Origin of the sequence: uncultured Pseudoalteromonas sp. (assembly GCF_963922945.1) — a bacterium.
GTDB lineage: Bacteria > Pseudomonadota > Gammaproteobacteria > Enterobacterales > Alteromonadaceae > Pseudoalteromonas.
Window position 1 is genome coordinate 1 of the sequence record NZ_CAWUKC010000026.1, and the last position, 21405, is coordinate 21405.

Genomic DNA, 21405 nt, shown 5'->3' on the forward strand with positions numbered 1-21405 from the left:
AGGCTTTAATGCTTTAAGGCGTTTTTCATCAATTAAATGATGTGTTTTGTGCTCACCGGTTTTAATCAGCGGTACATGAAAGGTAACCGCATCTGCGCGCTCAAGTAGTTCGTCAAGCTCTACATGCTCGGCTAGTAAGCCTTGCTCATGTTTAATTGGGTCACATAATAAAACATCAACATTAAGTGCTTTTAGTTTTTGTGCTAAACAGCTGCCAATATTCCCTACCCCAACAATACCTATTGTTTGACCACGTAGAGGGACTGCGTTTTCTTGGCTTAAAGCAAACAAGCTACTTATTACATATTCAGCCACCGCAATTGCATTGCAGCCAGGGGCACTGCTAAAAGCAATGCCTTTCTCATTAAGTAACTGTGTATCGATATGATCAACACCAATAGTGGCGGTGCCTACAAAACTTAATTTATTAGCGTGAGCAAGCAGGTCACTGTTTACTTTAGTAACCGAGCGAGTAAGTAAAACGTCTACATCAATTAACGCATCAGGTGATAAGTTTCGTCCATCAAAGCGCGTTACCTCACCAAAGTCTGCAAAATACTGCTCAACTAAAGGCATGTTTTGATCGGCAAGAATCTTCATTGGGGAGTCCGTTTGGCAAAATGAGGCGCTATTGTAACGAACAACCGAGCCATTACACAAACTAAAAAGCCGAGCAATGCTCGGCTTTTAATCACTATAAAGAGAAAACGAATTAACCTTTATATTTACTCATAACTAATGTGGCGTTTGTACCACCAAAGCCAAAGCTATTAGACATAACCGTATTAAGTTGTGTATCGCGGCGCTCAGTGACAATATTAAGACCTTGTGCTTGCTCATCTAGCTCTTCAACGTTAATAGATGGCGCTACAAAGTCGTTTTCCATCATTAAAATTGAGAAAATAGCTTCGTGAACACCCGCAGCGCCCAGTGCGTGGCCCGTTAATGATTTAGTCGCACTAATAAGTGGCGAGTTACCACCAAACACTTCTTGAATTGCACCAAGCTCTTTAACATCGCCTACTGGCGTAGATGTACCGTGCGTGTTTAAATAATCAATTGGCGCATCAACGCCTTGCATTGCTTGGCGCATACAACGCGCCGCGCCCTCACCTGAAGGTGCTACCATGTCGTAGCCATCAGATGTCGCACCATAGCCTACAATTTCTGCGTAAATATGTGCGCCACGAGCAAGTGCATGCTCAAGCTCTTCTACTACAACAATACCGCCACCCGCAGAAATAACAAAACCATCACGGTTTGCATCGTACGTACGTGATGCCTTCTCTGGTGTTTCGTTATATTTGGTAGACAGTGCGCCCATTGCGTCAAATTCCATTGCAAGGGTCCAGTGTAGCTCTTCACCACCACCGGCAAAAATAACATCTTGCTTGCCTAATTGAATTTGCTCAACCGCGTGACCAATACAATGCGCAGATGTTGCACACGCAGAGCTTATAGAATAGTTAACACCTTTAATTTTAAATGGCGTTGCTAAACAGGCCGATGTGGTGCTCGCCATTGTACGTGGCACCATGTAAGGACCAACACGTTTTACGCCTTTTTCACGTAAAATGTCGGCCGCTTCTACTTGCCATTTTGAAGAGCCGCCACCAGAGCCAACTAATAAACCCGTGCGCTCATTCGATACCTGCTCATCAGATAAGCCCGCATCTTCAATGGCTTGCTTCATAGAAATATAAGAGTAAGCAGCAGCATCTCCCATAAAGCGCATTGCTTTACGGTCTACGTGCTCTTTAACATCAATATCAATTTTGCCAGACACATTACTACGTAAGTTGTAATCAGCAAATTCTTGGTTAAAAGCAATGCCGCTTTTACCCGCTTTTAGTGATTCTAATACTTCTTGTTTGTTATTACCGATGCTTGATACAACACCGATACCCGTAATTACGGCTCTTCTCATGGGTAATTCCCTTAGCTTGATACTAAATTACTGTGTATTTTACGCTGTTTTTAAGTGTTAAGTGGTCAGCTTTCTAGCGTACACCTGTACACTGAATTTAAAAGCTTATAAATAACGCCGGACTATTTCAAAGAAAACCCGTAAAATAATAAAAAAATTCTGTCTAAAAAATTAATAAGTCATGATAAAAAACGCCCAAATACACTTTAATGAAGTAGGCACACCGGTAGCCGATAACTTTGACGATGTTTATTTTTCTAATGACGATGGCCTTGCTGAATCGCATTACGTGTTTTATCAACAAAACAATATACAAGCGCGATTACAAAATCATGACCAAGCGCATTTTGTTATTGCCGAAACCGGTTTTGGTACTGGCTTAAACTTTTTAAATGCATGGCAGCACTTTAATGACCACCTTGCCAATCAACAAGTTCAAAATCAAGTAGGCAAACAGGTTAAGCGGTTGCATTTTATTTCGTTTGAAAAGTACCCGCTTTGTAGCACCGACCTAAAAAAAGCACTGCAAGCGTGGCCTACATTACACAAACTTAGTGAGCAGTTAGTAACACACTACCCTATAAATTTGGCGGGCTGCCATCGCCTAGAATTTAATAACGGCCAAGTTATTCTTGATTTGTATTTTGGCGACGTCCTTGATTCAATAAATGCAATGAGCTACCCGCAGTCGGGGGTGGTCGATGCATGGTTTTTAGATGGCTTTGCACCGAGTAAAAACCCCGACATGTGGCAACAAAGTGTGTTTAACGTCATGGTTGATATATCGCGCAAAGGGGCGACACTTGCCACATTTACCGCTGCGGGTTTTGTGCGCCGAGGCTTAATAGCCGCAGGTTTTAATATGCAAAAAGCAAAAGGATTTGGCCGCAAACGGGAAATGCTAATAGGCCAACTAGCAAACGCGAATAGTGCACAATCATCACCCCCTTACTTTGAACAACCCCCTGCCAAGCTAGAACATGTTGCTGTAATAGGCGGCGGAATTGCAAGTAGCTGTATTTTGCATAGCCTAGCTAAGCGAAGTATTAAAAGTACTTTATTTTGCCAAGATAAAAAACCAGCTATGGGCGCTTCACATAACGTACAAGGCGCGGTTTACCCGCACTTACAAGCTAAAAACTCACCTCACAGTGAATTATTTGCACATAGTTTTTTATACGCAAAACGTACTTACGAGCAGCTAATAAACAGCGGCTTTCATTTTGATCACGATTGGTGTGGTGTACTGCAGCATGCAGTAAAAAAACCACTGGCCGATAAACACCAAAACCTTGAGCAAAAACAACTTTGGCCTGAGCAGTTAATGCGCAATGTAACTGCCGAGCAAGGAGACAAAATAGCCGGAGTAACGACAGGTTATTCTGGTGTATTTTTTGAACAAGGAGGCTGGGTTAATCCACCACAACTAGTAGAGACAATGTTACATGCTGCTCACGCGTTGCATCCATTTAACAGCCACTTTGAAAGCCATGTTGAGCAGCTCAATAAAACACGCGATGGCTGGTTTTTAACCGCTAATAATATTGAGTACGGGCCTTTTAGTGATGTAATAATATGTGCAGGTGAGCATAGCGATGCATTTGAGCAAACAGCCACCTTACCTATTGTAGGAGTACGCGGACAAGTATCGCATATACAAGCCAGTGAACACTCTAAACACCTTAAAACTGTGTTGTGCCACAAGGGTTATTTTACTCCAGCCTATTTAGGTAAACATTGTATGGGCGCTACATTTGAAAAAAACACAAAAAGTCGCGCTGTTACAGAAAAAGACAACCAGCTAAACCATGAGCAACTACTTAGCTTTTACCAGCAAAGCGACTTTGCAACTACATTAGGTGATATAACGTGTGCTAAAGCAGCTGTGCGCTGTACGTTTATAGATCACTTACCAATGGCAGGACAATGGTGTGAGCAAAGCGATTATATTAACGCCTTTGCTAATTTACGCCTAGGTAAACGCTATCAATACTCGCCTTTGCAAAAGCCACACCAAGGCTTGCATATTTTTACCGGATTTGGCGCGCGCGCATTATGCAGTGCACCGCTGTTAAGCGAGCACTTTATTAGCACGTTAAATAATGAGCCACATCCACTCAGCGAGCGTGTAAGCCAAGCTATTCACCCAGCGCGTTTTATAGTGCGTGATTTAATACGCAATAAAATTTAAATGACATCATTCTTTTTTTGCGTAAAATAATACCTATAAAAGGAATTTATATTACCCATGCGCACCTTATTTACGAATGCGAATGGGTATAAATAAAAGGAAAACAATGAAAGCTTTAACCTGTGTTGCAGCATTACTCGCCGCTATATCGTTTAACACATATAGCCAAAACGTAACCGACATCCCCTTGCCTGAAGAATTCATAACCACCATGGATGTAACAGGCGAATACCCCAAGGTACGCACTGGGTATTTGGCAGCCTCTATCAATGATATTGCTAAATTTTATCAACACGCACTTGGTGAGCCTCTCAACATTAAAGGCGATAACAACTACCGCACCCTTTACTATAACTATCAAAGTCATGCCGTACGAATTAGCTTATACCATCATAATTATGTTACCGAAGTCAGCATAATGATCGAATAAACACGGCAAAAAGCGGCTAATTTTCATACTCAGTTCAGACTCAGTTTTTATTTACTCTTAAATTGTCACTTTGTAGAGAAAAAAGGCATTTTTCCCTTTAAAAACGCATGCCAACCCCAAGGTCTATTTATAACAAACACCTTTACACTAAATTGAGAAGGAATTGATTATGAGTAAGACCCTTATTATTGGCGCTAGCGGACAAATTGGTAAAATGGCAACCGAGCTGCTTTTAAAAAACGAGCAAAACGTATCTGCACTAGTACGCGATAAAAGTAAGCTAAGTGATTTAGATAGCCCGTTTTTAACTATTGTGGAGCAAGATCTCGAAGGCGATTTTTCTGCTGCGTTAAAAGATTGCGACCAAGTGATTTTTACAGCAGGTTCTGGTGGAAATACAGGCACAGATAAAACCATGCTAATTGATTTATGGGCAGCCACCAAAGCAGCAACATACGCTAAAGAGCACGGCGTAAAACATTTTATTATGATTAGCTCGATTGGTGCAGATGATCCAGACGCCATAGAAAGCGACTTAAAACCTTATTTAGTTGCCAAACACATGGCCGATGAGCACCTTATAAACAGTGGCTTAAACTACACCATAGTGCGCCCAGGTACTTTAACCAACGAAAGCGCTACTATGCAAGTAACCACCGAGCGCCCAAGCGATCGTTCTAAAGCTAAAATTAGTCGCGAAAACGTTGCCAATGCCTTATTACACATTGCAACCAACGCATTTAATGGCAACCGCGTTTTTGAGTTGTTTGATGGTGAAACGCCTATTAAAGCAGCTGTTAAATAAATTAGGTCTTGTTGCCCTTTGCAACCTCATGCAAAGGGCACTCTACTTAGGTGCAACAGATCCCCCATGCACCGCCTTCCCTTTAAATTTTTAAATGTAAACAACACTTTTAATAATTCAGCCCAATCGTTCCCAATAAAACAACAAACAAAACAATCACTTCCACCAAAACTGCCATAAAACAATGCGTTAAAAATCAAATCGAACAAATTTTATTCAGGCTTTTTTACTAGTTTAAAGGGGCAAAATACTAGAAACCCCTTATTTTATCTGGTAAATTAACAGCGTGTTAAAACAATAATAAAAATTCCTCAATGGAAGTTGCACGAATAAGGACATAGCGTGAGCGCCTCATTTAAAATTATTTTTAATGGTCAGTTACACCAAAATGCTGACATTAGTACCGTACAAGAGCAGCTTTGCCAGTTTTTAAAAATTCCCCATAATGTCGCTGTAAAATTATTCGATGGCCGTGCCTACGCACTCGTCAAAGACCTATCGAGTATTGATGCAGTTAAAACAGAATCTAAACTAAAAAGTTTTGGTTTAATCACCAAAGTAGAGCCACATGCAAGTGTAAGGGCCCCTCAAAGCGCCACAGGTACTAAATTGATTGTTGCAACTAGCGATCCAGCGGTTAAAAACATAGCCAATACAATAACCAGCGTTAAAAAATCCGGCATAAATAGCCCTGCCGCCTTGCCCAAATTAGCGCTGCAAAGCGCATTATTTTTTTGTTATAGCTTATTATTCATCTGTCTTATTGGCTCAGCAGTAATAAGCTTTAACACATTTAAAATGAGTATGATTGACAGCTCATCAGCTTCACACTCAACAACATTAAATTACGTTAATTACAAGCAGTACTTAGCAAATCAAAAAAAGCACCCAGAAGTCACCTTGCCTAACACCCACAGCACAGATGAGCTTAACCAAGTGGCGCAGCAAAAAATTGATAGCTATTTTGCTCGCTTTTCAACGCACATAAACAGTTACGCAAAAATTTTGAAGCAACCAAATATAAACAGCATGGGCGCAGAAAGGTTAAAGCAGCACTTACAGGAAATAGACGCGCTAGGCACTGAACACGTATTTTGGGAGCAATTAATTAACCTTGCTAAATCGCTCAACAACGACGCTCTTGTAATGAGCAAGCTTGCTAATGATAACCCAGATAAAATTCAATGGATCAACGCCGTTGACTGGATAAGCCAAAGCTACATTAGGCAACAACAAAATAAGCCTGACGCTTTGCCGGCCTCCCCTACAAACACACAACTCGCCAAGTCACCCATATTAGATTTAACGCTACTAATTAGCTTAATGTCGTTTTTAACGCTGATTATTATTAGTATTAAAATGAAAGTAAGGTCGTTAAAAATGAAGCTAGCCGCTATAAGCACAGAATAAATTAGACCCATAAAAAAACCGCCAACTTGATTGCTCAAATTGGCGGTTTTTTATGGTTTTTAAATAAACGAATTTAAAAACCGTTATTGGTGGAGCTGGGGGGATTTGAACCCCCGTCCGAAAAGCCTCGACCGTTGGTACTACATGTTTAGTATTGTCATTTAGTTAACCTTTAAATCCCGGACAAACACGGTAGATAAAGGCGAGGCCGCTTAGTTTTAACGCTTCAACCCCGGCCAGGGTTTCCGTCGCGATCAGGTGTTAGGGTGACACTCCAAAATCCAGTCCACAAGAATACATGGAAGGAGCGCTAGCCAGCCTAAGCTGCTAGAGAGTAGTTATCGTCGTTTGCGATTACTTTAAATTGCGGCTTTTTTACGAGGCAAACCGCACCTCGACATGCACCTCAGGCTTCTTGAATTCCGTCGAATCCTAATCAGCCCCTGAAATATGTATTTCTTTCAGTGAGAGCAGTATAACTGAGTAAACGACTGATACTCAAGGGGTGTGACACTTTTATTTTAACTAACTAAGTCAACTGAACAGTAAACAAGCACAAGCTTATAAAAAAGCAAACAATTACTGAACATTTACTTAACATGTCGATTAAGTTGTGCTCAAATAAGGAGTTAATTTTTACACAAAGCCCTGAGCTTTAGTCGTAAAAGTAATAATCATAATAACAGGCATATTACGTAGGGAATTTATAAATGTCGGTTTTTTTATTTAATGAACACAGGGGTGAATTGGCGTTATCTGCACACCCTATTGATAATGGATTTCCTGTAACAAGTGCTCAACTTATAGAGTTACTTGAACAATCGGAATATTGCGAGTTTGAAGTCCTCTCGGGCAATATCGGCAAGCTATTTTCACCAAGTAAAGATTATCAGCAAGAATCATTAGTAGTTGCCAAAGCCACGGACGCAAGCCTTGTTATTAATGTTGATGAAAAAAACATGGTTGCAGAGGCAACGCTTACTACAGCCAGAGGGGGTGCTTTACTTTCAATGGAGGCAGCTCAAGCCGCTTTGGCTGAAGCTGGCGTGAAAAAAGGCATTAGCCCTCGTGCACTTGATACGTTTTTAGGACAGCAGTTTTCCCACCCTGCAGGTACATCATATAGCGCTATTGTGGCCCATGGCCGAAACCCTAAAGAAGGTAGCGATGCGAGGTTTGTTCGCCTTTGCTCTACTGCACAAGACCGCGTACTTAGCCCCCAAGCAAAAGAAGGTGGCAAGGTGGATATGAAAGACCTCGGCGCAATTATTACTGTAAAACCCGGGACCCCTTTAATGCAGCGTGTGGCCGCTACATCAGGCGAAGATGGGTATACGGTTTTTGGCGATTTGATTAAGGCTACGCCTGGTAAAGAGCATCAGTTGCAGCCCTTTGAAGGCACAAAAATAGATCCTGATAATCCAAATATGCTCATCGCCGATTGTAAGGGGGTGCCTGTTGCATTACCCAGAGGTATGCGGGTTGACGACGTTTTATGTTTTCACCATGTAGATGTAAGTACAGGCCACGTTGATTTTGATGGCAGTGTAATTATCTCTGGTGATGTAAAAGATGGTATGCGTGTTAAAGCTAATGGCGATATTACTGTATTAGGCTTTGTTGAATCTGGCACGATTGAAAGCCAAAGCGCGGTCACTATTATGCTGGGCGCTATTGGCCGTAAGCGTGAAAATGACGAGGCATTTACTTGTCAAATATCAGCCAAACGCACTATTTCTATTGGCTATGCCCAATACTGTGATATTAAAAGTACGCAGGACTTATTTATAGAACGCCAAGCATTACATTGTAATTTAAGTGCGAGGCGCTTAATACGAGTAGGTAAAGCAGGCAACCCTCGGGGTAAAATAGTTGGTGGGAGTATTTTAGATGCAATGCGCATTGAAACCGGTGAGCTTGGCGCTCCCGCAGGCACTAAAACGCGTGTGTTTTTAGCTCAAAACTGGCATGAACTGCGCTCAAAACAATCTCAGATCACTGACTTTGAAAAAGTCCTAGCAAGCAAAACGTCGGCGCTTAAACAAGCTAAAGAAAAAGCGATAAAAATTCCTGTTGCAGCTCAGCGCAAACAGCTGCTAAATAAAATTGCTGCTAACGAGCAACATATAAAAACACGCGCTTTGCACGTTCAACGTCAAAAAAGATTGGTGAAGCAAAAAATTTCTCAGCTATTAGCCACTAGCCGCTTAAAAATAAATGAAATTATGCACCCGGGTGTGGAGCTTAAAATAGCAAAAGACACAAAACAGTTTTCGCGTATTTACCCACCCCACTTAGTAAAGCTGTCTGAGGGGAAAATCACTCAGTCGTTTTAGTATCTTCTTGAGTGTTTTCAGTGTCTTGGGCGTCACTTTCAGGGTGTGGCGCTAACGGCCAGCCCCCCAACTCTTGCCAACGATTTACTATTAAACAATACAGTTCGGCGGTACGCTCTGTATCGTAAAGTGCAGAGTGTGCTTGGCTGTTATCAAACTCAATACCCGCGGCTCTACACGCTTTAGCCAATACCGTTTGGCCAAGCGCAAGCCCTGCAAGCGAGGTGGTATCAAAACTTACAAATGGATGAAATGGCGTGCGCTTGATATTGTTACGCTCAATAGCTGCATTTAAAAAGCCATGATCAAACGCGGCATTATGTGCAACTACAACTGTGCGTTGGCACCCTGCGGCTTTTTGCGCTTTGCGTACGACTTTACAAATTTCTTTAATTGCTTCTTCTTCAGGAACTGCACCACGCAACGGACTAAACGGGTCTATGCCGTTAAACTCAATGGCAGCTTGTTCTATATTAGCGCCCTCAAAAGGCTCTACATGAAAATGAACAGTATGATCTATACTAAGTAACCCTTCGTCATCCATTTTTAAAATAGATACGGCAATTTCAAGTAAAGCGTCGGTTTCTTTATTAAAGCCGGCAGTTTCTACATCAATTACAACAGGAAAAAAGCCGCGAAAGCGTTGTGCGAAAAGTGTTTGCTCAGTATTTGCCATAGTCTTCTTGGTTTGTGAGTTTAAGCTCACTATTATGTCAAAATTGGCACCTGCTCGGCTAGGGCTTTGTAAATTATTTAATTAATATATTGTAGGCATGCTATTTGCTTTTACATAATCGCTACCTGTTTTGGCTATAAATTAAGCCGAGTATTAGTAGCGCGCCAAACTATTGGCTTTTTAGATTAACCGGAGCGTTTTATGAAATGTAAGTTGTTTTTTGTTAGCGTAAGCCTTAGCACCGCCTTGATGAGCTTTTCATCACAAGCGGCTATGCGTCAATATAGCGCAAATCAAGATAACTCTAATTGGGAAGTTATAAAAACAACACGCTTGCAGTGTCAATTAAACCACGAAGTGCCCTACTACGGTGAGGCTATATTTAAGGCATCGGCAAGTAAAAACAAAGACCTGACATTTAATCTAGATATGGTTGTGCGCCCTGAAAACTACGATATTGCGGGTTTAAAAGCAGTGCCACCTACTTGGCGGGCTGGGTTACCTGCGCGAGACATTGCCACGATGAAGTTACTCAAAAAGTTTGATGGTGAACTTGGTAACAAAACCGCATGGGAGATGCTTAGCGAACTTGAAAAAGGGTTTCATCCTACCTTTTACTACCAAGACTGGCAAAATAGTGCCGACAAAATTGCCGTAGGTATTTCTAGCGTTAACTTTAAACAAGCTTATTGGGCGTTTTTGCAGTGCCGAGATGAGCTTTTACCTTACAGCTTTGAAGATATTTCATTTACCGTAATGAACTACCAATCAAATAGCAGTAAGCTCACTAAAGAATCACAAAAGCGCCTAGACAAAATTGCTGAGTACTTAAAAAATGATACCAGTATTGAGTCTATCAGTATTGATTCGTATACCGACAGCTACGGTGGGCGCTGGAATAACTTAGATTTATCGCGTAAACGTGCCAAATCCATAAAAGATTATATGGTCAGCCTAGGTGTTGATGAGGGCAAAGTACAAACCACAGGCCTTGGTGAAAAACGCTTTGTTGATACGAACGAAAACATTTTAGGGCGAAATAAAAACCGTCGTTTAATCATCAAAATTGCAAAAATGTAGCCTTGTAGACTGCTAGCTTTCGCTTAACCGTTTTATGAGCTTATCGCCAAACTGAAAAAGCGTTAAGCTCATACATATTATTATGGCTCCTATAATCAGCTCGCGGCTTAATGGTTCATTATTTAGCAGTGCGCCAAGCGCTAGAGCAAAACTTGGTGTGATTAAACTACTTAAAGCAACAGTACTTGCGTTTAACTTTTGTAATACATGAAAATATGCCAAAGCCCCTACTATTGAACCAAAAACCCCTAAATAGGCAATGCTCCATAATGAACGCGCACTCCAATGAATGATGCTTATGTGCCCATCTACTAGCCACCATAACAGCGCAAATAAAGGTGTAACAAAAACCAGCGCACCGAAAGTGGTTGCCATAGGATGGATAGCAATTTTTACTCGTTTGATCATCACCCCACTTAAGCTAAATAACGTTACTGCTAATAACACATATATAAGCCCGATCCCCTGAGTTTGTGAGGTTTGTAGTTGGTTATAGCTTACAAAGTAAAGACCTATTAATGCGCTGCTCAGCGCAATTAATTTAACAAGACTAAATTTAGGCTCATTGAGTAACCTTTGCGCTAAAAAACCAGAGAGAATAGGTGCAAGGCCAAAGACTAGCGAAATAATACCAGAAGGCACGGTTGTAGCAGCCATGTAACTTAACGACATCCCACCAAAAATACCCAAGCTTGAGTATGCGTATAATGTACACGCCTTTTTGCTCCAAGGGATACGAATATTGGCTATGGCAACAATTAGGCCAGCGACAAATAAGCCTATGATCATACGCATTAAAACAGCTAAGGTAGGAGCAACCGTTTCGCTACTCCATACAATACCTAATGGTGTAGTGCACCAAATAACCACAAGCAATAAATAAGATAGTTTAACTGGCACACGCCATTCCTTTGCACTGAGAAAGTAAAAGCCTTATTGAGATAAATTATACGCTCCAAAGTGACATACAGTACATATATAAACACCTAAATACAGCTGTAAATTGATAGTTACATTATTATTTGCCTGCAATTATTACAAAACTATTTATGTTTTAAGTAACTAGTTATATCTTGAGTGCCTCTCACACATTTTAGGAAAGTTAAGTGCTTAAAAATAAAACAATAGGCAGCATGTTAATTGTTGCAGGCACCACCATAGGCGCAGGTATGCTGGCATTGCCAATTGCCTCTGCAGGGCTTGGGTTTAATACTGCTTTAGCGCTCATAATTGCCAGCTGGCTACTGATGACGTACACCGCTTTATTAACGTTAGAGCTGCATCAATACGCCCCTAGAGAGGCAACATTAAACACCTTAGCAAAACGGTGGCTAGGAAAACGCGGCCAGTACATTGCTAACTTTTCGATGGTATTTTTATTTTATGCGCTGTGCGCAGCCTATATTGCCGGTGGTGGTGCGCAATTGCAGTCACGTATTAGTAGTGATTTGAGCATAAACATAGCACCACAAATTGCCTCTATCGTTTTAGCTATTGTAATAGGCAGTGTGGTTACTTTAGGCACCAGTAAGGTAGATAAACTTAACCGCGTGTTATTTACGATTAAAATTTTAGTACTAGGCAGCTTGTTTTATATGCTTACGCCCTACGTACAAGGTAAACACTTACTTGAAATGCCCGTTGAGCAAGGGCTGATTTTATCTGCCTTACCGGTTATTTTTACCTCGTTTGGTTTTCATGGTTCTATTCCGTCAATTGTTAAGTATGTGGGGCTAGAAACAAAAGTATTGCGTAAGGTAATGATTGCAGGGGCTGCTTTACCTTTAGTGATTTATATCTTTTGGCAACTGCTAAGCCAAGGCATTATGCAGCAAAGTGATTTACTTAATAGTAATGGCTTAACAGGCTTTGTAGAAAGTGTGGCAAGTATTGCACATAACCCGCAGGTGACAAGCGCTGTTACACTGTTTGCCGACTTAGCATTGGCCACCTCTTTTTTAGGTGTTAGCTTAGGTTTGTTTGATTTTTTTGCTGATGCATTTAACAAAGGCGATACTAAATCAGAAAGAATAAAAACCGCATTAATTACCTTTACTCCTCCTTTAGGGTTTGCGTTGTTTTACCCGCAAGGGTTTATATTGGCGCTAGGCTATGCAGCCATCGCCCTTGTGGTATTAGCCATATTTTTACCGGTTTCTATGGTGTATAAGCAGCGTAAATCGGGCCCTCAAACGGGATACAAAGTACGAAGTGGTAATGTTGGTTTAGCCCTTGCTGGGCTGTGCGGCGTTGTAATTATTTTAGCCCAATTTATGCAAATGTTAGGACTAGTACCCGCTATTGGTTGATGCAGTTAAGGCTAACCCCTTTAGCTTAAAGGGGTTAGTTAAAATTGTTAAAATACCCGAGACTCACCACGGCCTGTGGCCTGAGACGCCGCTTGTAGTTCACCGTTTTTATTTACAATAACCTGTAAGTCACCAAAGTTTCGTTTATCAAGCGTATAGCCCATTTTTATAAGCTCCGCTTGTGTGTTTTCACTAAGCCCTGCATGCGTTCTGATGACATTTTTAGGCCACAACTGATGATGAAACCGCGTGCTGTTAACAATATCCTCAGCGCTCATATTAAATTCAACCGCATTTAAAATAGACTGATACACCGAGCTAATAATTGTGGTGCCCCCAGGCGAGCCTGTAACCATTTTAACCCTATTGCTTTTAAGCAGTATGGTGGGCGACATGGAGCTTAGCATACGCTTTTTTGGTTGAATCTCGTTCGCTTTACCGCCAAGCGCACCAAATGCGTTCATTACGCCCGGCTTGGCGCTAAAGTCATCCATTTCGTCATTTAATATAAAACCGGCACCTTCAACCACAACGCCGCTCCCAAAGCTTAAGTTAATCGTTGTGGTGTTGGCCACTGCATTGCCCATTTTATCAATAATAGAAAAATGCGTGGTTTGTTCACTTTCTTTAAGGCCTGGTTTAATGTTTTCGGTATTTGAGATGGTAGTTAAAGAAATATCGTTACTGCGCGCTTTTAAGTAATCAATATCAGTAAGCTCAGTAGCAGGTACGTCAAAAAAGTCCGGATCGCCTAAATACTCGGCTCTATCGGCAAACACACGTTTGCCTATTTCAGCAAGTAAATGTATGTATTGAGTTGAATTATGTACCAGTCCCATTTCGCTTTTTTTAAGCTCAAACATTTTTAGCCACTGTAAAATAGCAATCCCACCAGAGCTGGGTGGTGGTGAGGTTAATACCTCGTAACCGTTCCAGTTTGCCTTAATAGGCATACGCGACACAGCAGTGTAACTAGCAAGGTCTTCCTCATTAATTATCCCTGCGTGTTTCTGCATAAATTTGGCGATAATGCGTGCTGTTTCGCCCTTGTAAAATCCATCTTGGCCGTTATCTCTTATGCGCTTTAAAGTAGCGGCCAGCTCCGGCTGTTTAAAAATTTGATTTGCTTTTATATCTTTAAAATAATTTTTGAAATTTACGTTTATATTTTGTTCTTCTAAATGAGTGATATAGTTAGCAACCCCTTGCGCCAATTTGGGCGGCACTTTGAAGCCTTGCTCTGCTAGAGTAACCGCAGGCTGTACTAATGTTTGCCATTTTAAGGTGCCGTGTTTTTGATGAGCCAGCCACATACCGGCCACGCTCCCCGGTACACCACTTGCGTGAATGCCATAAATTGACTTATTTTTAATTACATCGCCCTTGGCATCTAAATACATATCTCTGTGCGCTGCTTGGGGAGCAGTTTCGCGATAGTCTATAAAGTCGCCTTTTCCCTCTTTTTGTATCAGCATAAAGCCTCCGCCACCAATATTTCCAGCTTCTGGAAGCGTTACCGCTAATACAAATTGCGCGGCAATAGCCGCATCAACGGCGTTGCCACCTTGCTCTAAAATAGCCTGTGCTGTATCTGCACTAAACGAGTCTGGCATGGCCACTGCACTTTTAGCTGCTTGCTCTGCCTGCACGCTAAATATACAAAACTGTGCAATCAGCACACTCTTAACAATGAGCCGACTTGGTCGAAAAAATAATCCCATAAAACATCCTTACTTTATTATTCGAATTGCGCTTGGCTCATTTATGCATATCATAGAATGCTAGGTCAATGTTTATACAAGTAATTCTTTGTAGGCTATAACGCCTTTGCGTATAAAACGGCATCCAAATCGCCTTGCTCATCAGTGTGTATATAGTTTTTAACCCAGGTAAATCCCAGCTATTGCATGACGCTAATTGACGCTTTATTATCGGCCAGTGCCATTGCTGATAGCGTTTTTATCTCTGGCTGCATTTTTAATTCGTTACATAATGCACTAGCTGCCTCTGTTGCATAACCTTGTCCCCAACTAGATTGCTTAAAGCGCCACCCTATCTCAATATTTGAAAAATCGGGAGTTGGAGTAAAAAAGTGCATAGGCCTAATAAGTACCCACCCTATAAAAGAGCCCTCTTTTTTGAGAGTTATTTTCCAAAGTCCCCACCCTTTACTTTCATTTGTGTAAGCACGCATCCTAGGTATGCCGACTTCTTTAATTTGTTCTAATGAAGTCGGTAAACCCCGATTTATGTATTTCATTACCGCAGGGTCTTGATCGAGCTCGTACAGAAGCGGCCAATCATGCTCATTCATTAATTTAAAATTTAATCGTGTTGTTACAGGTGCGTTCATTTTCATTGTTTTATTATTTCCAAGAATTAATAACTTATCTCTAAGGAGAGACCACACATGAAAAAATTAGCAGGTTTAGCATTATTAGGCACTTTAATTACTCTTACGGGCTGTGAAGACGCTCAACAAGCTCAAGAAGATGCAAAAGATAAAAGCGCACAAATGCAAGAGCAGCTTGGTGATACATGGAACGATGTAAAAGATAAAGCCAACGAGCTTAAAAACGATGAGTCGTTAAATGAGTTACTTGAGCAAAGTAAAGCGATGGGCTTAGACATGTACGACGATGGCAAAGAAATTGCCGTTGATGCATGGATAAAAAGCAAAGAAGCAGCGGGCGAATTAACCGAAAAAACTAAGCAAAAAGCGCAAGAAATTGCACAAGAAATTGAAGAAGCGCGTGAAGCGCATTCTCAAGAGCAATAAGCTTTAGAAGTTTTACTATCTAAAAATTAGTACCTTACAAAAAAGGCTGCAAAAATAACTATTTGCAGCCTTTTAAGCTTTATATGCAAAGAGGTTTACGCTATACAATTAAATTGCTTCTTCGTCTTCTTCTGCTGTACGTATACGCACTACACGCTCAACATCAGTGACAAATATTTTACCATCACCAATTTTGCCGGTTTGCGCTGTTTTTACTATTACTTCTATTGCGCGCTCAACGTCTTCATCGGTTAGTACAATATCAAGCTTTACCTTAGGCAAAAAATCTACCATGTATTCAGCGCCGCGATAAAGCTCGGTATGCCCTTTTTGACGGCCAAAGCCTTTTACTTCACTTACAGTCATACCCGTAATACCTACATCTGATAAGGCTTCGCGGACGTCGTCTAATTTAAACGGTTTGATGATTGCTTCTATTTTTTTCATGCTCACTACTTATTAAAGCTTTAGTTGCCTCGATTTTAGACAATCATGGAGTTCATAGCAAACAAAGCAATTGAATTCGATGATAAAACAACCAAGCATGGTATAATTACTTACAAGTCCATTGTGTAAATATTCTCAACTGGCTATAACAATAACAAATGTAGTAAATGTAGTAGGTATAAATAATATGAAAAAACTCCAAACCGGTTTAACTTTATTAGAGCTCATGGTTGCAGTGGCGATACTGGGTATAATTGCCTCAATAGCACTTTGGGACAGTAGCGATATGCTTGAGGAAAACCGTGCTGAGAGCTTTCTACTTGAACTAAAGCGTAATATTAGCTTTGCTCGCTCACAAGCTGCTAGTACCGACGAAATAGTTGTTGTATGCCCTACAGGCCAAGGTAGGATTAAAAATAATAAAGATACATTCAACTGCCAAAAAGTATGGGACGAAAATAAAATAATTACTGTGTTTATTGATATAGATAACGATGGCAATTTTAACAAGGCAACAGATACGCTTTTACGTGCAATGGAAGAAATTTCCGATAATGATAAATTAACTTTTACAGGGAATGAACGCCGCTTACGTTTTAATACCAGTGGGCGTATTACCACCAATCCTGGCGACTTTGTTTTTTGCCCTAATGGTGGTACTGAAAATAACAAAGCGCTTACTTTATCTCAATCAGGAACAGCTTTTTATACTGGCGATACAACCAAAAAATGCGGTTAAAAAATACACAATTTATATTGTCATATTTCTATCATTTACTACACTGAGCTAATACATTTTTTGACTCAGGGCTTCAGGGATGAGGTTTTATACACTTAAACATTCCGGCTATACTCTCATAGAATTAATGATATCTATTGCTGTCCTTAGCATTATTAGCCAAATCTCGCTCTCGGTTTTTCCTGACTTTTTAGCGAAAAACCGTGCCGATAATCATGTAAATTTACTACACCGAAACATTAACTATGGGCGCCTTTACGCCATTGAGAATGGAACCTACGTAACTTTGTGTGCTTTAAAAAATAATCAATGCACTAAAGATGAGTGGGATGGGCAAATGTCGCTATTTATTGATAACAATAAATCGACCTCGTTAGATCCCGACGACCTATTAATAAGCACTTTTGAAAAAATCCATGATGCAGATTCTATCCAGTACCCCCGAAGTGCAATTACCTTTAGGCCTGATGGTTCTTTAAATGGTTTTCAAAATGGAACATTTATATATTGCCCCAATAAAGATAAAGCCAACCTTGAGGGGCTGGCTTTATCTGTTAGCCAAACAGGGCGTATACGAATTAAATCAACCGACAAATGTCAGAGCGACTAGTAAACCAGACTAAGTTAACGTCCCCAACAGTACTCAACGTCTGAGTTACCTTTTGTACCTTTTGCGCCTTTGTAACCGGTATCTGTAATTGTAATTTGCTTACAGTCAGTATCCCCTTTTACTGCACCCGCAATAGGTTTTGCAGTAATTGTGAACGTGTTGTCGTCATCATCCACATCAATCGACAGCTTAAAATGACCATTTTCTGTCGTATCTTGTATGCCTAAGTCAGAAAATGTCTCTGTGTACTCACGATTATCTACAAAGTACTGCTCTTGTTTATTTGCAGCATCTAAAAGCGCCGCTGCGGCCTCGGCACGAGAGGAGCGCTTTACGTACTCAGTATAATTAGGCAGTGCTATTGAGGCTAAAATACCCACAATCGCAACGGCTATCATTAGCTCTATTAACGTGAATCCGCGTACTCGTTTGTTCATTTATATTCCTTAATCTTCAATTTCATCATTTTCCTCACGTTTATAAATATAGGTTTGTTGCGTTTTAAAACCAAACCCTACGCTATCGTTGTCATTCACTAATTGTACGGTACCATCTACAACCGTTAAACCTGGACCCATAATTTCTACTGGCTTCATTGGGTTTTGTGCGTTTTCGCCTTTTATTCCTGGTCCAATTAGATAAAACTGACTTTCTTCGGTCACTTCAATGGTTGGGTTATCATCACACTTGCCGTCGCTATTACTATCCGCGCAAGATGGACCTTCACCAAAATACAGCTGTGGAGTATCTGGCACATCATAGCTGGTGGTAAATTTTAAGTCGTCATATACTTTGGTGCCATAATGTAAATGAAACGCATACAATGAGCCGCCACCGCCACTCAACGAACATTGGTTCTCTGTAGATGTTTCTGATGATGGAGTAAAGCTTGTATAATAAGCGACTCCGCCAACCACTGTAGCTGCTGCTAAAGACTTTTCGCCGGTGCCTAGCTCATAACGCCAGCCTTTAAATTTAGCTAAATCAACTTCTAAATCAACAAACTCATCTACATCATCCAGTGCATTACCAAATGGGTCGCTGTTCATTAGCATTAAATCTGCTGGTTTTATCGCTGCGGGGGCACTCGTGAATGACTGAGTTACAGTGTTTTCGTCTCTTATCATAAACAGCTGATCGTCTTCATTGGTACCTGTTGGTTTGGAGCGATTTCCGCTGCCTATTACAATCGCATCATACGGTGTATCTAAGCGTGTAATCACTGTTTCGCCATTAACGGTTGTTTCGCTTACTTTACTATAAAGTGTACGTGCCACCATTGGCTGGTAAAAAAATCTACGGTCTTGGCTTGCTAAACTGCTACCTAGTTCAGCAAGTTTAAAGTGCGTGAAATTATTGGTGCTTGTGCCTGGCATGTCTATACGCCAAATATCGCCCCCGGTATCGGCAGCATAAATTCTGTCAATGTAACCATCGTAATCCGAATCAAGCGTAGATACATTTGCTGCGATTGAGTGTTTACCTTTAAATCCATTTTCGCTTGGTGTTAAAGCCCACACTTTTTTGCCTGTTTCGGCTTCTACAATATAAATACCACGACCAACTGAATCTTCACTTCTTATAACCGCATCTTTGTTGGTGTCGTACCCTGCTCCAAAAACAAGTAATGGTTTATCTCCAAATGCTTTTATATACGCTATTTGGGGCTTTGACCACGTTTGAGCAAGCTCTTTAAAATCGCCTTTACCGCCCTCTATAGGATTATCCCATAATTCTTTTGGCTGATCCGGGTTAGTAATATCAAAGGCATAATAGTTTTTCCCACCACGGCGCATACCTGCAAACGCCCACACGTCATCACCATCACTCGCATCAACAATGCCATCGTTAATGCCTTCGTCATTTAAGCTTTTATCACTAAAGTAAACACTGATCGGGCCGTCCATACCATAGAGTTTACCGGTGTCTTTATTGCGTAAAGGCTGAATAATATCGTAAAGTTCGGAGGGAATGAATGCCCAACTTTCGGTTACTTGATTATTAGTATCATCGTCTTTAAACATATGTAAAAAGCCGGCGTTAGTACCAATTAATATACGTATGTCATCATTACCATAGTCGATTGCTACGGGCTTAGAGTGTAAAGGGTCACCAAAAATATCACTGCGTTGATCGGTATTAGAGCCATCGTTATCTTCATCATCAACATCAATGCCCATAGCCCATTTAATATCAGAGCTGGCTAGGCTAATTGGGTTGTTGGTGACTAAATCTAAGATATCGCTCACAATACTGGTTGTAAACTCAACCATGTCGCCTTGTTTATCGGTATAAAGATTACGCCTGTCTTCAGCAGGTGAGCCTGTTAATGAAGACAAATGATAATTTACTCCCCCTTGTGCGACTAAGTTACCATCGGCAGATTGGCCATCTGGCAACCAAAATGTTTTAGCATCAGTATCGATTAAACCATCAGAGTCAAGCGCGATATTGCCAACTGAGTCGACTATTTCACTGCCAGATACTTTTAATTTTTTTAAATTACCGCCCCAACGAGTATTTGTTTCTGGGTAAAACATAGCGAAGTAAATAGCATCGCGACTGCGTGTTTGGTCTACGTTGTTACTTGCTACCGAAGGCGATGAAAAGCTATCGTTAACTTCACGAATGCGAGAAATTGCACTATTTAATGAGTTAGAGAGCTCATCAGGCGTGCTTGCTGGTAAGTTTTCACCACCACCTAATGAGGCTGCACGTCTTAATAATTCTTGCCCTTCGTCACTCATACCGGAGCCAAAGCCTATAGTGTATAAACGGCCTGTTTCGTGAATATCCGCAGTGGCAGGATATAAATCGACTGTAACATCACTGGTACCATGAATAATTTTAGCCAATTGGTGTAAGTAGTTACTGTAGTAGCTATCGGTGCTCCAGTCTAATGGCTCTCCAAAGTACTTTTTGTGTTCATCACTAATATCACTATCGCTGCCGTTATCATTAGATGGATCACCATCGGTCATGTAAATAATGTTGATTGAATTATCGCAACGAGCCGCTTCCGCTTCACTGTCTGCAAAGGGTGATATATAAGTATACTCGTAATTGTCTCTCACTATATTTTCACACTCGTACTGCCAACCTCGACGGCGATTCCAAACCCAACCACACTCGACATCTGTCCATTGGCTACCTGTACGTAACTCTACATTTGTATCACGCTCTGCAGTAGTAACGCCCTTTCCATATTGAACCTTCTGCCCAGTAATATACAAATATGCTTCCCAAAGTGTCTCCGTGAGTGGCGTCCCCCCATCTGCTGGTAAACCAGCAATAGAGCTACGCACTATGGATGAATCACTACCAACACCATTTACAACATACCCACCAGCTGAATTTCTTTCAAAGCGCATTAGGCCAAAATCAATAGAGTCTTCGTTATCTGATACTACTTTCGTCATGGCATATTGCGCTGCCGCAAGACGACTATCCGCACACAAGTAGTAACCTGTTTGGCTACTATAACCACAACTATTACCATTTGTAGATGAAAACGCCATACTGCCTGAGGTATCAAATATAAGTAAAACCCTTGGTTTTTCTTCCACATCTACATCGTGGTTTACATACAGCTCTATATCTTCGGCAACAACATAACTGCTTAAGGTGATGCCAATTAAAGAGGCGAGAATTTTATTCATTTTCATC

18 protein-coding genes, 1 other RNA gene and 1 pseudogene are annotated in these 21405 nt (G+C 41.0%); 10 read left to right on the forward strand and 10 right to left on the reverse strand.

Annotated elements, in window-relative coordinates:
* Positions 1–600, reverse strand: a 600-nt coding sequence (locus tag AABI99_RS07705) for a 4-phosphoerythronate dehydrogenase (protein WP_338365066.1), incomplete at its 3' end; no start/stop codon positions are given.
* Between the two features lie 112 nt (positions 601–712).
* Positions 713–1927: a beta-ketoacyl-ACP synthase I gene (gene fabB, locus AABI99_RS07710; RefSeq protein ID WP_338365067.1), complete on the reverse strand. Its 1215-nt coding sequence runs from the start codon at positions 1925–1927 to the stop codon at positions 713–715.
* A 181-nt stretch (positions 1928–2108) separates the two neighbouring features.
* Between fabB and mnmC the strand changes: the two genes are divergently transcribed.
* The 4 genes from mnmC (at position 2109) to AABI99_RS07730 (ending at position 6763) form a co-directional block, all read left to right on the forward strand.
* Entirely contained in the window at positions 2109–4118 is a 2010-nt protein-coding gene (mnmC, locus tag AABI99_RS07715) for a bifunctional tRNA (5-methylaminomethyl-2-thiouridine)(34)-methyltransferase MnmD/FAD-dependent 5-carboxymethylaminomethyl-2-thiouridine(34) oxidoreductase MnmC (protein WP_338365068.1), read from the forward strand.
* A 106-nt stretch (positions 4119–4224) separates the two neighbouring features.
* Positions 4225–4548 (forward strand): hypothetical protein, encoded by a 324-nt coding sequence (locus AABI99_RS07720; protein WP_338365069.1) that lies wholly within the window; start codon positions 4225–4227, stop codon positions 4546–4548.
* Between the two features lie 169 nt (positions 4549–4717).
* On the forward strand, positions 4718–5353 hold the full coding sequence (locus AABI99_RS07725) for an NAD(P)-binding oxidoreductase (RefSeq protein ID WP_338365070.1): 636 nt from the start codon (positions 4718–4720) through the stop codon (positions 5351–5353).
* Positions 5354–5695: 342 nt separating this feature from the next.
* Complete coding sequence (locus AABI99_RS07730) at positions 5696–6763, forward strand: hypothetical protein (protein ID WP_338365071.1); 1068 nt, start codon at positions 5696–5698, stop codon at positions 6761–6763.
* 87 nt (positions 6764–6850) lie between these two features.
* Here AABI99_RS07730 and ssrA read toward each other — a convergent pair.
* Positions 6851–7207, reverse strand: a transfer-messenger RNA (tmRNA) gene (ssrA, locus tag AABI99_RS07735).
* A gap of 266 nt (positions 7208–7473) precedes the next feature.
* Between ssrA and AABI99_RS07740 the strand changes: the two genes are divergently transcribed.
* Positions 7474–9099, forward strand: a complete 1626-nt coding sequence (locus AABI99_RS07740; protein ID WP_338365072.1) for a FapA family protein — start codon at positions 7474–7476, stop codon at positions 9097–9099.
* On the opposite strand, the gene rnt is transcribed toward AABI99_RS07740, so the two are convergent.
* Entirely contained in the window at positions 9083–9775 is a 693-nt protein-coding gene (gene rnt, locus AABI99_RS07745; RefSeq protein WP_338365073.1) for a ribonuclease T, read from the reverse strand. The genes AABI99_RS07740 and rnt overlap by 17 nt on opposite strands.
* Before the next feature lie 201 nt (positions 9776–9976).
* Here rnt and AABI99_RS07750 point away from each other — a divergent pair, with 201 nt between their 5' ends.
* Positions 9977–10855, forward strand: a complete 879-nt coding sequence (locus AABI99_RS07750) for an OmpA family protein (RefSeq protein WP_338365074.1) — start codon at positions 9977–9979, stop codon at positions 10853–10855.
* Between the two features lie 12 nt (positions 10856–10867).
* On the opposite strand, the gene AABI99_RS07755 is transcribed toward AABI99_RS07750, so the two are convergent.
* Positions 10868–11755: a DMT family transporter gene (locus tag AABI99_RS07755; RefSeq protein ID WP_338365075.1), complete on the reverse strand. Its 888-nt coding sequence runs from the start codon at positions 11753–11755 to the stop codon at positions 10868–10870.
* 206 nt (positions 11756–11961) lie between these two features.
* Here AABI99_RS07755 and AABI99_RS07760 point away from each other — a divergent pair, with 206 nt between their 5' ends.
* Positions 11962–13164 (forward strand): aromatic amino acid transport family protein, encoded by a 1203-nt coding sequence (locus tag AABI99_RS07760; RefSeq protein ID WP_338365076.1) that lies wholly within the window; start codon positions 11962–11964, stop codon positions 13162–13164.
* Positions 13165–13211: 47 nt separating this feature from the next.
* On the opposite strand, the gene ggt is transcribed toward AABI99_RS07760, so the two are convergent.
* Both ggt and AABI99_RS07770 read right to left on the reverse strand, forming a co-directional pair.
* Positions 13212–14885, reverse strand: a complete 1674-nt coding sequence (ggt, locus tag AABI99_RS07765; RefSeq protein ID WP_338365077.1) for a gamma-glutamyltransferase — start codon at positions 14883–14885, stop codon at positions 13212–13214.
* Positions 14886–14980: 95 nt separating this feature from the next.
* Positions 14981–15523 (reverse strand): annotated as a pseudogene (locus AABI99_RS07770) (GNAT family N-acetyltransferase).
* A gap of 51 nt (positions 15524–15574) precedes the next feature.
* Between AABI99_RS07770 and AABI99_RS07775 the strand changes: the two are divergent.
* Positions 15575–15943, forward strand: a complete 369-nt coding sequence (locus AABI99_RS07775) for a hypothetical protein (protein ID WP_338365078.1) — start codon at positions 15575–15577, stop codon at positions 15941–15943.
* A 108-nt stretch (positions 15944–16051) separates the two neighbouring features.
* On the opposite strand, the gene AABI99_RS07780 is transcribed toward AABI99_RS07775, so the two are convergent.
* Entirely contained in the window at positions 16052–16390 is a 339-nt protein-coding gene (locus AABI99_RS07780) for a P-II family nitrogen regulator (protein ID WP_004588371.1), read from the reverse strand.
* Between the two features lie 187 nt (positions 16391–16577).
* On the opposite strand from AABI99_RS07780, the gene AABI99_RS07785 reads away from it, so the two are divergent.
* Positions 16578–17129 carry a GspH/FimT family pseudopilin gene (locus AABI99_RS07785; RefSeq protein WP_338365079.1) on the forward strand — a complete coding sequence of 184 codons (552 nt, stop codon included), beginning with the start codon at positions 16578–16580 and terminating at the stop codon, positions 17127–17129.
* 79 nt (positions 17130–17208) lie between these two features.
* Complete coding sequence (locus AABI99_RS07790; protein ID WP_338365080.1) at positions 17209–17739, forward strand: GspH/FimT family pseudopilin; 531 nt, start codon at positions 17209–17211, stop codon at positions 17737–17739.
* 14 nt (positions 17740–17753) lie between these two features.
* Here AABI99_RS07790 and AABI99_RS07795 read toward each other — a convergent pair whose 3' ends face one another.
* Complete coding sequence (locus AABI99_RS07795; RefSeq protein ID WP_338365081.1) at positions 17754–18176, reverse strand: type IV pilin protein; 423 nt, start codon at positions 18174–18176, stop codon at positions 17754–17756.
* 9 nt (positions 18177–18185) lie between these two features.
* Positions 18186–21404 (reverse strand): PilC/PilY family type IV pilus protein, encoded by a 3219-nt coding sequence (locus tag AABI99_RS07800; protein ID WP_338365082.1) that lies wholly within the window; start codon positions 21402–21404, stop codon positions 18186–18188.
* Between the last annotated feature and the right edge of the window lies 1 nt (position 21405).